The 13,672-nt window shown below is 34.8% G+C and carries 7 protein-coding genes; 4 read left to right on the top strand and 3 right to left on the bottom strand.

Annotation, left to right across the window (positions count from 1 at the left end; translation table 11 throughout):
* Positions 1 to 104: 104 nt before the first annotated feature.
* Both bshB1 and ROY99_13190 read left to right on the top strand, forming a co-directional pair.
* Positions 105 to 830, top strand: coding sequence for a bacillithiol biosynthesis deacetylase BshB1 (gene bshB1, locus ROY99_13195; GenBank protein ID MDT3697333.1), 726 nt, complete (start codon positions 105 to 107; stop codon positions 828 to 830).
* 44 nt (positions 831 to 874) lie between these two features.
* Positions 875 to 2,476, top strand: a complete 1,602-nt coding sequence (locus ROY99_13190; protein ID MDT3697332.1) for a phosphoenolpyruvate carboxykinase — start codon at positions 875 to 877, stop codon at positions 2,474 to 2,476.
* A 905-nt stretch (positions 2,477 to 3,381) separates the two neighbouring features.
* Here ROY99_13190 and ROY99_13185 read toward each other — a convergent pair.
* Genes ROY99_13185 through ROY99_13175 form a run of 3 tightly spaced genes read right to left on the bottom strand, consistent with a single transcriptional unit; the run spans position 3,382 to position 8,704 of the window.
* Complete coding sequence (locus ROY99_13185) at positions 3,382 to 5,217, bottom strand: PQQ-binding-like beta-propeller repeat protein (protein MDT3697331.1); 1,836 nt, start codon at positions 5,215 to 5,217, stop codon at positions 3,382 to 3,384.
* A 55-nt stretch (positions 5,218 to 5,272) separates the two neighbouring features.
* Entirely contained in the window at positions 5,273 to 7,771 is a 2,499-nt protein-coding gene (locus ROY99_13180; protein MDT3697330.1) for an Ig-like domain-containing protein, read from the bottom strand.
* A gap of 12 nt (positions 7,772 to 7,783) precedes the next feature.
* Complete coding sequence (locus ROY99_13175) at positions 7,784 to 8,704, bottom strand: hypothetical protein (protein MDT3697329.1); 921 nt, start codon at positions 8,702 to 8,704, stop codon at positions 7,784 to 7,786.
* 134 nt (positions 8,705 to 8,838) lie between these two features.
* Between ROY99_13175 and ROY99_13170 the strand changes: the two genes are divergently transcribed.
* Complete coding sequence (locus ROY99_13170) at positions 8,839 to 10,308, top strand: glycosyltransferase family A protein (protein ID MDT3697328.1); 1,470 nt, start codon at positions 8,839 to 8,841, stop codon at positions 10,306 to 10,308.
* Positions 10,309 to 10,550: 242 nt separating this feature from the next.
* A complete protein-coding gene (locus ROY99_13165; protein ID MDT3697327.1) occupies positions 10,551 to 13,661 on the top strand; it encodes a carboxypeptidase-like regulatory domain-containing protein in 3,111 nt (1,036 codons plus the stop codon).
* Positions 13,662 to 13,672 lie beyond the last annotated feature (11 nt).

Below are 13,672 nucleotides of genomic sequence, written 5' to 3'. Positions count from 1 at the left end.
TATTATAAAATTGTTAATCCAAATCAGAACATCATCAAAGCTATTAGCTTACATAAAATAAAATTTTTAAGTTCGGAGTATCAATTTTAAAATTTAGGTAAAGCATGAAATTAGACGTACTGGTATTCGCAGCTCATCCGGATGATGCTGAACTGGCAATGGGTGGAACTATTGCAGACTTTTCTAAAAACAATATTAAAGTTGGTATAATTGATCTTACTAAAGGAGAACTTGGCACAAGGGGTACCGCAGAAACCAGACAACAAGAGGCTTTTAATGCTGCACTTGTATTGAAAGTTACTGTTCGCGAAAACCTTGGAATTCCGGATGGAAATATTGAAAATACAAAAGAAAATCTGATGAAGGTTATCTGTAAAATCAGAAAATATAAACCTGAAATAATTTTCGCTCCTTATTTTAATGATCGTCATCCTGATCATATTGATGCAAGCAATCTTGTTAAAAGAGCAATGTTTTCTACCGGTCTTGCAAAAATCAAAACATTTGATAGGAAGGTTCCACAAAATCATTTTAGACCTGAAAGACTATATTATTATATGCAGACTTACACTTTTGAGCCTTCGTTTGTATATGATATCTCCGATACATTTGAAACAAAAATGAAAGCTATTGAATGTTATTCTACACAATTTCATAACCCAAGAAGTTTGGAACCTGAAACTTTTATTAGTAAACCAGGATTTATAAATTATGTTAAGTCACGGGCAAAGTTTTATGGTTTCGCAATAGGAAGAAATTATGCTGAACCTTTCTTTTGTGAAGAGAAAATTGAACTCGATCATAACAGTATATTTAAAATAAATAAATAAGATTAAACACTTAAAGACTTGATTAAACAGTAAAAGGAAAAATTATGATTAAAAAAGTTAGATTGATGGAAGAACTTAATACCTTAGGTATTAAGAATATCAGAGAGGTATTTTATAACTACGGCACGCCTGCACTTTACGAACAGGTGATAAGACGGCGTGAAGGATTATTAGCTCATTTGGGACCTTTAGTGGTTAGGACCGGCTATCATACCGGAAGAAGCCCTAATGATAAATTTATTGTTCGTGAACCTGAAAGTGAAAAAAATATCTGGTGGGGAAAAGTTAATAAAGGCATGTCTTCAGAATGTGCTGAGAGAATTTATTTTAAGATGATGGCTTATATTCAGGGTAAAGATTTATATGTTGAAGACTGCTTTGCAAGTGCAGAACCAAAGCATAAAATTGGCATTAGGGTTATCTCTGAAAATGCATGGCATACATTATTTGCCAGAAATATGTTTAGAAGATATAAAACTCCGGAAGAGCTGACTGCACATCAGACAGATTTTACAATTATCCATATGCCTAATTTTAATGCCGATAGGGATGTTGATTGTACAAACTCAGAATCGTTTATACTTTTAAACTTTGCAAAGAAACTGGTATTGATCGGCGGAACAAGTTATGCTGGTGAGATAAAAAAATCTGTTTTTACAATTATGAATTATCTTATGCCATTACGCGGAGTAATGTCTATGCACTGTTCTGCTAATGTTGGTAAAGATAATGATGTAGCTTTATTCTTTGGTTTAAGCGGTACTGGAAAAACAACTTTATCCTCCGATCCGAACAGAAAATTAATTGGTGATGACGAACATGGATGGGGCGATGATGGGGTGTTTAACTACGAAGGCGGTTGTTATGCCAAAGTGATAAAACTTTCACAGGAAGCTGAACCTGAGATTTATGAGTGCACAAGAAAATTCGGGACTATCCTGGAAAATGTTCAGATTGATTCTCAATCACGCAGATTGGATCTTGATGATGATTCGTTTACAGAAAATACCCGCGCTGCTTATCCGATTACACATCTGTTAAATATTGTTGAAGACGGAAAAGCTGGACATCCTAAAAATATTATTATGCTAACCGCTGATGCATTTGGTGTTATGCCGCCAATTTCAAAACTTACAACAGAACAAGCGATGTATCATTTTATTTCCGGTTATACTGCAAAAGTTGCCGGAACTGAAAAAGGAGTTAATGAACCCAAAGCTACATTTAGTACTTGTTTCGGAGCACCATTTATGGCTCTGCATCCAAGTATTTATGCTAAACTGCTCGGTGAAAAAATTATTAAACATAAAGTTAACTGCTGGCTCGTAAATACAGGCTGGACAGGCGGACCTTATGGTGTTGGCAGCAGAATGAAAATAAAATATACACGAGCAATGCTTACTGCTGCATTAGAAGGCAAACTTGATAATGTTAAATTTGTTAAAGACTCGTTCTTTAATTTGATGGTGCCGCAAAGCTGTCCAGATGTTCCTGAAGAAATCCTGAATCCGAAAAATACCTGGACAGATAAAAATGCTTATGATGAGCAGGCAAAGAAACTTGCGAATATGTTTGTTGATAATTTTTTAGAGTATGCAGAGAGTACCTCAGAAGAGATAAGAAACGCAGGTCCAAATAAGTTTTAATAGTTATTGAGAATAACATTGTAATTTTATTGCAATAAACTGATAGAGCATTTCTTCGTTTCATTATAATCTTATTTTCTGTCAGTCTAAGCAGAGTCGAAGAATGACTTTTGTTCTTGTCACTTTTCTGCTTCGCTCAAAGTGACAGAGGATTTTCAGTTTCCAATTAGTCAGTCTGAGCGGAGTCGAAGACTGATTTTTGTTCTTGTCACTTTTCGACTTCGCTCAAAGTGACAGAGGATTAACATTTTCCAATTAGTCAGTCTGAGCGGAGTCGAAGACTGACTTTTGTTCTTATCACTTTTCGGCTTCGCTCAAAGTTACAGAGGATTTTTAGTTTCTAATTAGTCAGTCTGAGCGGAGTCGAAGACTGATTTTTGTTCTTGTCACTTTTCGGCTTCGCTCAAAGTGACAGAGGATTAACAGTTTACATAGTCAGTCTGAGCGGAGTCGAAGACTGACTTTTGTTCTTATCACTTTTCGGCTTCGCTCAAAGTTACAGAGGATTTTTAGTTTCTAATTAGTCAGTCTGAGCGGAGTCGAAGACTGATTTTTGTTCTTGTCACTTTTCGGCTTCGCTCAAAGTGACAGAGGATTAACAGTTTACATAGTCAGTCTGAGCGGAGTCGAAGACTGACTTTTGTTCTTATCACTTTTCGGCTTCGCTCAAAGTTACAGAGGATTTTTAGTTTCTAATTAGTCAGTCTGAGCGGAGTCGAAGACTGATTTTGTTCTTGTCACTTTTCGACTTCGCTCAAAGTGACAATTATCTTTTATCCTTAACTTGATAAAGAGTGACATTCATTATTAATTAGTCTTCATCCACACTTCAAAAAACTAAGTGTAACGCACTGCTTGAGATGCTCTGTAAGATTATAGAATATTTGCATTAAAAAAAATAAAACTCAGTCAATATCTTCTATTAAACTGATAGCCCCATCAAAGTCAGTAACAATGATCTTTTTATTGCTGATTGCAGTAATAGTATTAATAAATCCATTAGAAAATTTATGCTGCCAATTAATCTTTCCTGTTAACGGACTTAAAGAAAAAATCATTCCATTTTTAGTAGCATAAAAAACAGCTCCATCTTTTTCAACAATTTGTGCTGAACTGATGTCGTAACCGAATTTACAATCGGCTATCCAGTTAGGTTCCTGTAAATATTTTAATGCAGGGATCGAGATGATTGAATCATTGAAAGTACGCACATAGATAGATTTACTATTTTCGGAGATACCAATAGTTTCTCTAACCTGATATTTACCGGTACGCCATAAATTATTTCCGGTCGAAATATCAATAGCAGTTAATTGTCTATCAGGTGCAGCGATAAATACAACATCATCAGAAACAACAGCCCAGCAAACAGCAGGTGAATATAATTTACCTTTTCTGCCTCCATTCCACTTCCAGAGTAATTGTCCATCATCAGCGCTGAGACAATAAAAGTTTTCATCCCATGCACCAAATAGGATTTTATTATCGTAGAAAGTTGGTTTAGTTTCTACAAAACCATTAAGACCAGTAAACTGCCAGATCAGTTTTCCGTTTTTCAAATCTAAAGCTCTAAAGACCTTATCGCTTCCGACTATATAAACAATATCATCAATTATAACAGGGCAGCCCATAACTGCTGCATTTGTTTTAAACTTCCAGTTTAATTTTCCATCATTTGTATTTAAACAATAAATATTGCTGTCAACGCTACCAAAAACTACAAAACTGCTGCTTACTGCAGAAGTAGAGTAGATAGCGTTATCTGTTTTATATTTCCATTGAATATTTCCGTTGCTGATATTTATTGAATAGAATGTTCCTGAAACATCTCCTGCAAAAACTGATTTGTCTGTTACAGTTGCTGATGACCCAATTGTGTAACCGGTGTTTATCTTCCATACTGATTTAATATTTGGATAAACTGAGTTAATTGAATAATCAGGTCTTGTTGGTTCCGGCAGGTTTTTATCAAAGTCTCTTTGCTTCAAGAGCAAACTATGCCATAGTTTTTTTTCATTGCCCGGATTTTTTTCATAGAAGAAAACAGAGTCATCTTTTACTTCAACAAGATTATAACCTCCGGTTTCTTGATTACCTCTTAAATTTGATCTGCACATTACACCGGGGATAGATTCAAAATCGAAAACTTCGTTTTTATGACCGTGACCGCAAAAAACAATCTGAGTATTAATTTTTTTTAGACGGTTAGTCATTTCATACCAATTCGCGATACTTTGATCAAGCGGATAGTGTGTAACGAAGATTATTGGCTTATCAATGTCCGGCATATTATTAATTACAGAATCTAACCATCGCAAATCCTGAGGAGAGAAATGACCATCTGCCATTCGCATTAATGGGCCTTCATAAAGTCCAATGAACAAAAATTTATCAAATTCAAAAACGAATCTTTCATATCCCCATAATTTTGCAAAATCTGTACATCCTGATTCAGACCATTTAGCTTCGTGGTTGCCAGGAATAATATAATATGGTTTGTTCAGCATATCGAGATTATTTTTTGCGATTATCAAATCTGATAAAGCTCCATCAGCAGTTATATCACCGGAAATAATAGTGAATTGAATATTCTTCTGGGCATTTATATCAATTACAGATCTTTTCAGGTCTTCTTCAGAAATCAGATTGCCAACGTGTATATCAGACAGCCAGGCAAATTGAAAATTCTGGCTAAAAATCAGAGTACTGAACAACAGAAATAATAATAAAAATTTCTTCATTAGATAAACATATTTTAAAAATAAAAAACCCTTCACTAAGGAAGGGTTTGATAATTTACTTCATTAAAATCATTTTCTTACTTTGCTTAAAATTGTCTGTAACCAAAGTGTAAAAATAAACACCGCTTGAAAGATTATTTGCATCAAAACTAACGCTATAATTTCCGGCTGCTAATTCATCATTAACCAGGGCGGTTATTTCTCTTCCTAAAATATCAGTAACAATTAACTTAACATTTGATGATGATGGAATACTGAATTTTATTTGTGTTACCGGATTAAAAGGGTTCGGATAATTTTGCTGAAGCACAAATTCTGTTGGAGTAATTCCATCTTCTTGTTCAACATCGGATGGAGCAAAAACAGCAGTTCTGAGATCATCAAAATATACTGTTGATGTGCTGAGATTACCCGGTGTATATGTTAACTGAAAACTATCAAATCTTAATGGAGGCTCAAGAATATTGTTACCGATCCAGTTTCCTGTTTGTCCTTGAGAAAGATCCCAGCTGATTAACTTCCAGCCGAGCCAGTTTATATCATACCAAGGACTTACTTCAAAATTGCCCGGCGATGTTTCTCTGACAGCAAATCTGAATTTATTGTTTGATCCATCGCCAAATACAAAAGCCTGAAGTAATGTATTTGTACCAAAAGATGGAGTAGTTGGAGTAAAATATTCTCTTATTAGCCATGCTGATGCTGAAGTATCCCATTCATAATTTAGTTGCATTGATTTTGTACTCGCAGTATTCAGATTAAGTATAGCAGTTGAAAGAGCCATATTTGTTGATAAAGGTAAGATTCCAATAGTGCTGCCCGAACTACCCGGCTGCCACCAGTTACCAACTCCGGCTTCAAAATTATCTATATTAGTTTCTGTAAAGTAATTAGAGCTGCCGGTTGAAAATTCATAATTATGATCTTCTGCAATTTGATTACCAAATACATCTTCCATTCCTGCCAGTATTTTTATTGTGTATGCTTCGTTCTCTATGAGCGGAGCTGAAACAAAAAAGTTTAAAACACTTCTTCCATTAACCGCATAGTGTTTTAAAATACCTGCTGCATTAGTCTGAGTAGAATTTCTAACAACTTTAAATCTGCTTGAAATTGTTGATGTTTTTAACAATTCATCGAAAGATATATTTAGAACTGGTCTGTATTCAACATTTACAGCATTAGCTGAAGGATAAACATAAGTTATCGAAGGTGCTGTTAAATCCGGATGTTTAGTTGTAATTGTAAGTGTAAAAGGATCACCGCCAATACCATTACCGTCACCATCAAACAGATGTCCGTATTTATCTTTTGCATTGCCGCTGATTGTAATATCATATTGAGTGGTAAAATTGAAGTTATCAGTCTTAATAGTCAAAGTTTTATCGTTATTAGTCCAGCTCAAAGTATAGCTTACTGCTGGTGTAACAGTAATATTTGATGCTACTGATGTTTTATCCATCGGACGTGAAAAATAAATAACAACATTTTCAACTCCGGGATAAATACTATCATTTTGAGCGGGAGTTGTAGAAGCTACCTTTGGAGGCAGGTTTGAAATAAGATTAATATCTTTAAAAGTAAAGAAAGTATCCTGTGTTGTTATATTAGCTGTATAGGGATCATAACCTTCTGCCAAAACCTGAATCTGATGAGTACCCGGTGAAATATTTTCAAAGTAATAAAATCCGTTTCTTAAAAGTTCCGGATCAGTAGAATATAAATGAAATAGTGATTCGTAAGTATCTGTGGTATCATATTGTCCTTCAAGTGAAACAATTGCTCCATTGATTGCTAATCCTGATTCCAAATCTTTAATAATACCTACAACAGTACCGGCAAATGGTCTGGCAATATTATGATATCTGAGTATTGTCCAGAATTTTGTTTTTGCTTCAAGCCTTTTCCATTTAGCATTCATATTCAACTGGTTTTGGGTTGGGTTAGTATGAAAGCCGGCTTCACTTAATTCTGAAGCCATATTAGTTTCGCGGTTAACATGTAAATATGGTAATGAACCAGCAACCTGATAAAAATCTCTGTCTCCCATTGCTCCTCGTGTATTTGTACGCATGCCTGCTGTTAACAATCCGATCATAATGTTAGACATTTTTTTACCGCCTGGAGGAGTTTTCTCGGGTCCGCCAATTCCCATCTGACCCCACATAATTAAAGTACTGTTAGCAGAACCTCCCATAGTTGCAGCGTCGCTATGAATTGAGTGATAATGTGCTGCACCAAGTGCATTTGCCTGATCAGTTCTTTGTGTAAGTGACACATTTTGCTGATCGTTTGTTCTACAGATGTAAGCTGTATCAATATCAGTCCAGTCGGTAAGCATTTGCCTGAGATTTAATCCAACCCGTAAGGTCTTTTGAGCTTCTGAATAATTATAAATACCCATGTTTTCATAGCCGCTGTGTCCGGGGTCAATATAGATATTCCAGCCTGCAAGTCCGGTTACCTGTTGAGCAAAACTTTTTGTACCGGTTAATAAGAAGATAAATAATATCAGATGTATTATAGTAAACAATTTTAGATTTAGATTTTTCATTTTCTTACTCCGTTACTCAATGTTCATTAAATAAATTGAACCTTCCAGATAGTTCTCAAATAAAATTGATTTGCCATCAGGTGAAAAGGAAGGGGTTATCTCTATAATTGTGTCTGTGTTGGTTAAATTATTTTTTCCGCTGCCATCGGAATTGATAAGATAAATATCTGAAGAAGTGATTTCATATCCGTTATCTTCAGTTATCATATAAATAATATTTTTGCTATCCGGAGACCATTTTGGTCTGTTGCCTCTTCCTAAATCAGTTAAACCGGAACCATCAATATTAATTTTAAACATGTTTCCGCCCATTACTTCAAAAACAATTTTCGATTGATCTGGCGATAAACTAATATTTATATATTCAGCATCTCTTATAGGCTCAAATGTATTAATATAATTAGTTGACAAGTTGAGGACATTTAATTTATTGCCTTTCTCAAATACAAGATATTTGTTAAGTCCGGTTAAACTTTTTTCTAATCCTGAATTGTAAACCTCATTAACACCTTTTACCGGCAGATAAACTTTTGAACCGCCATCTGTCCATTGTGGAAGATAGGGCATCATTGTTTTATATTCATTTAACTGATTTGAACTTTTAGTTTCAACATCAAATATCTTTACTGCATTATATCTTCTCATATCTTCATATTTTGCAACACGTGTTAAAATATTCTTGGAATCCGAAGACCATTGATAACCGAATCCAGCCGCTATTTCATCAGTTAATTGTGTTGTGGAATTATTAGTTAAATCATATATAAATAAACCCTGATAACCAGATTTAGTGTATGCTATTTTAGAACCATCCGGTGAGTATTGTGGATTTATAGCTGCTTCTTCCTGCGTTCCATCTATTATAAGCTGAGCCTTATGTTGTGGGAATACAGAAACTGAAAGAATAATTAAAAATAAAAATACTTTTTTCATCTTAGAAACCTTGCTTAATTTAATTTAGTATTTGACGTTGAAAGATAAAAAAAAATTAGCAGATAATCAGTTTGTTTTATTATGGTGTGATGCTTTATCTTTATAACACAGATAAAAAAATATTGAGATGAAAAATGAAAAATTCAGTAACTGTTTTTCTGCAGCAGGGAAGCCATAAACAGAACGCCAAAACTATTAAGCAGCTCATTGAATCCGAACTGATTAAGGAAATAATTATTGTCTCTTCTGATGAAAAGTATTCCTCGTTTGAAAAAGCAACAGTAATCCATTCAAAGCATTTTAACAGCAGTGAAACAATAAAATTATTTGCCCAGTTTTCTTCCACCGAATATACAATGATTATTAGTGAACAGAATTCAATAAAACCCGGACAGTTTTGTTTGGATAGATTCTTTCAGATTGCAAAAAACACGAATGCTTCAATGGTATATTCTGACTTTTATGAAGAAGATAAAGGCAAACTTACCCCTCATCCTGTTATTGATTATCAGGAAGGAAGTTTAAGAGATGATTTTGATTTTGGTAAAATATTATTCGTTAGAACAGACTTACTTAAGAGTGTTGCAAAGAGAGATGAAAGTAATTTTAGATTTGCCGGATTGTATAATCTTAGACTTGGATTGGCGCAGCTCGGAAGAATAATTAGAGTGCCGGAATATTTATACACAGTTGAAAGTCCGGAAGAGATTGGAACTGAAGAAAAGCACTTTAGCTATGTTGATCCTAAAAACAGGGAAGTACAGATTGAAATGGAAAAAGCTGTTACGCAGTATCTTAAAGATATCGATGCTTATGTTCATCCGCCTTTTAAGGAGATTGATTTATCCGCAGCAAAAAATTTTGAATTTGAAGCATCTGTAATAATCCCGGTAAAAAACCGGGTTAAAACAATTGGTGATGCAATTGAATCTGTACTTAAACAAAAAACTGATTTCAAATTCAATCTTATCGTAGTTGATAATCATTCAACCGATGGCACAACTGATATTATTAAAAAACTGGCATCAAATGATGAAAGACTGATTCACTATATTCCTGAGCGGAATGATCTTGGAATCGGCGGCTGCTGGAATGCAGGCGCTCATCATAACAAATGCGGAAGATTTACCGTGCAATTGGATAGTGATGATATTTATAAAGATGAAAATACGCTTCAGACAATTGTTGATGTATTTCATAAAGAAAAATGCGGAATGGTTATTGGTTCTTATCAGATAACAGATTTTAATCTTAATGAGCTGCCGCCGGGACTGATTGATCATAAAGAATGGACTGACGATAATGGTCCAAACAACGCATTAAGAATAAATGGATTAGGAGCACCAAGGGCTTTCTTTACACCATTGTTAAGAGAAATTAAAATACCAAATGTTAGTTATGGGGAAGATTATTCAATTGGTTTAGCAGTTAGCAGACAATTTAAGATCGGAAGAATTTATCATTCAATCTACTTGTGCAGAAGATGGGAAGGCAACTCGGATGCCCGGTTGGATATTGTTAAAATGAATCTTAATAATACTTACAAAGACAGAATAAGAACTTTTGAACTATTAGCCAGGAAAAAAGCAAATAGTAAATTGTAAAGTCTTGATAAACCTCAGTGAAATATCAAACTAATAAAACAATTGACTTTAGAAACTAATTTGATTAGCTTTTTAGTGTAAAATCAGTCTTTTACGGTTTTGTTCTATAAAATAACTGACTTTTAAAAAGCAATAAGACCTTTAATAAATTTTTTTTCTCTGATATTAAGAGAATTATATAGGAGTAAGAATACATGAGAAAATTGCTACTTTATTTTATACTCATCCTAACTTTTTCTTCAATGTCCGTTTTAGGTCAAGTTGGTAAAATTACCGGTATTGTAAAAGATGCAACCACCGGTGAAACTCTTATCGGGGCAAATATTATACTTGAAGGTACAACCATTGGTGCTGCAACAGACATCGAAGGGTATTATGTTATTCTTAACGTTCCGCCAGGGATGTATAGTTTAAGAATATCAATGGTAGGATATACTCCCCAGTCTTTTAAAGATGTAAAAGTTAATATTGGTTTAACAACAGAAATCAATGCAAATCTTCAATCAACTTCTTTCCTTACTGAAGAGGTAGTAGTTGTTGCTACACAACCTATTGTTAAACAGGACATATCATCTAGTGTTGTTAATCTTAACGTGGAAGAGATAAAATCCATGCCTGTTGTAAGTGTATCAAGTATTATTGGTTTACAAGCTGGCGTTCAAGGGCTTACAATTCGCGGCGGTGCTGCTGACCAAACTGCATTTGTAGTAAATGGTATTACCTTAAGAGATGAAAGAGATAATACACCTTATACCGGAATCAGTTTTACTTCTATCGAAGAGTTGCAGATTCAAACCGGCGGCTTTAATGCTGAATATGGAAACATCCGTTCAGGACTGATAAACGTTGTTACCAAAGAGGGCAAAAGAGATAAATATTCATTTTCGATGCTTGGCAGATACCGACCTGCAGGAAGAAAACATTTTGGCGATGCAATAAACTCTCCTAACTCATATTGGATAAGACCATTTCTTGATGATGCAGTTGCCTGGACAGGTACAAAATCAGGAGCATGGGATATTTATACTCAAAGACAATATCAAGAATTCAGAGGCTGGAATAAAGTATCGGAAGAACTTCTTGGTGATGATAATCCTGATAATGATCTTACACCTGAAGCAGCACAAAAGGTTTTTTTGTGGCAGCACAGAAAACAAACTGATATTACACAGCCGGACTTTGATATTGATATGAGTTTTAGTGGACCGGTTCCCGGTGGTGAAGAACTTGGCGGATTAAGATTTGCCGCATCATATCGAAGAAAACAGCAAATGTATTTATACCCTTTAGCAACTAGCGGATATAGAGATTATAACGGACAAATAAAAATAACTTCAAACATTAATGAAGGGATGAAACTTTCCATTGAAGGATTATTGGGAAGACAAACAGGAACCAACAGCAGCCGTTCCGGCGGACCTGGTTTATTTACATCGCCAAGCAGTATTACAGAGCAGATAGATGTTCGATCAGGTGCCAGTTATCTTGATGCAAGAGTTTATGCTACGGATTATTGGAATCCAAGTACTATAAATACAAATATGGTTGGATTCAAATTATCACATGTAATTAGTCCGCATACATTTTATGATGTACTGGGAAGCAGAGTAGGCACTTACTATGATACAAATCCAGGCAGACAAAGAGATGTTAATACTTTATATTACTTTGGCGGTATTGGCTTTGATGAATCACCATTTGGTGTTTTCAGTGGTCCAAGCAGCGGTATTGGTTCATCAATGAATATGGGATTAGGTTTTAGTAACTCCCGCGATAGCAGTAAGATAGCTGTCTATACATTAAAATTTGATTATACAAGCCAGATGGATAGATTTAATCAGACAAAAGCCGGGTTTGAATTCATTTATGTTGATAATAATGTAAACTATGCTTTGATTGAGCCATCGCTACCGACAAACAATGCAAAATCTGTATGGCATACCTTTCCCAAAAGAATGTCGGCATACTTACAAGATAAATTAGAGTTTGAAGGTATGATTGCTAATTTAGGATTAAGATTGGATATATCTGATCCGGGCGGGGATTGGTATGTCTATGATACATTTGATCCTGCTTTATCAGGTAAATTAGCTGGTGGTATTGATACTCTACTTTCTAAAGAAAAAGTTGAAATGAAAGTTAATCTTAGTCCAAGATTAGGAGTTGCATTTCCTATAACAACAGACAGTAAATTATATTTTAATTACGGTCACTTCTTTTCGATGCCAACTCCCGAAGACCTTTTCTTATTAAGAAGAAGTGAAGCCTTTTTCAATATAACCAGAATGGCAAATCCGTCAAAAGACCTGCCGAGAACAATTGCATATGAATTAGGGTTTGAACAAAATATATATGACCAATTTCTGCTCTCGATAAAAGGATATTATAAGGATGTAACTGATCAGACAAGGCTTGTTACTTATATCAGCAGAAACGGCAGTGTAAGTTATTCATTACCTGAGCCAAACAACTTTCAGGATATCCGCGGATTTGAGATTGATATCAGAAAAAACAGAGGGGATTGGATTACAGGGTTTATCAACTATACTTATCAGGTTTCAACCTCAGGTTATTTTGGTTTAGGAACTGTGTACCAAAATCCGCTTGACTATCGAAATGAAGCACGTAATACCAAAAAGCTGTATGAGTCGCGTCCTGTTCCACGCCCTTATGGCAGAGCTAATATAGATTTGTTTACACCTGTTGGCTGGGGACCGCAGTTAGGAAATATCTCTATGCTGGATCAACTTAGATTAAGTATCCTTGCAGTTTGGACATCAGGTAATTATTTCAGCTGGACTGGCGGCGGCGGTGTTATTGGCGGATATGCAAATAATTTCCAATGGAATGACTTTTTTAATGTTGATATCAGACTTTCAAAAACATTTGATCTTGGTACTATTGATCTGGAGTTTTTTGTAGATGTAATCAATGTCTTTAATATTAAGTATATGAGTTACAGAGCTGGATTTATGGATTTGAATGACTATGATTTTTATATGAGATCACTGCATTTACCGGCTGATAACGTGAAGGATTTTAATTCCTATGGTAATATACCTGGTGATGATAACCCAGGCGATATTAGAGCAGACGGAGTTGCATTCCAGCCGCTTGAATATGCATCTTCGTTAAGTGCAATAACAAATCCAAATACTTCAGCATATTATTTTGATGCTTCAAGCGGAAAATATTTCCAATGGTCTGGAGGAAACTGGTCTCAGGTTAGTGATTCAAGAATTGATGAAGTTCTTAAGAACAAAGCTTATATAGATATGCCTAATTTACCTTATGCTTCTTTTCTTAATCCAAGAGATGTTTTCTTTGGTTTTAAAATTAATATCAATTTATAACAGTTATAGAA

This window comes from Ignavibacterium sp. (assembly GCA_032027145.1).
In the GTDB taxonomy this organism is placed as follows: domain Bacteria; phylum Bacteroidota; class Ignavibacteria; order Ignavibacteriales; family Ignavibacteriaceae; genus IGN3.
Note: the sequence above shows the minus strand (reverse complement) of the source record. Positions and strands in the feature narration are given on the sequence as shown.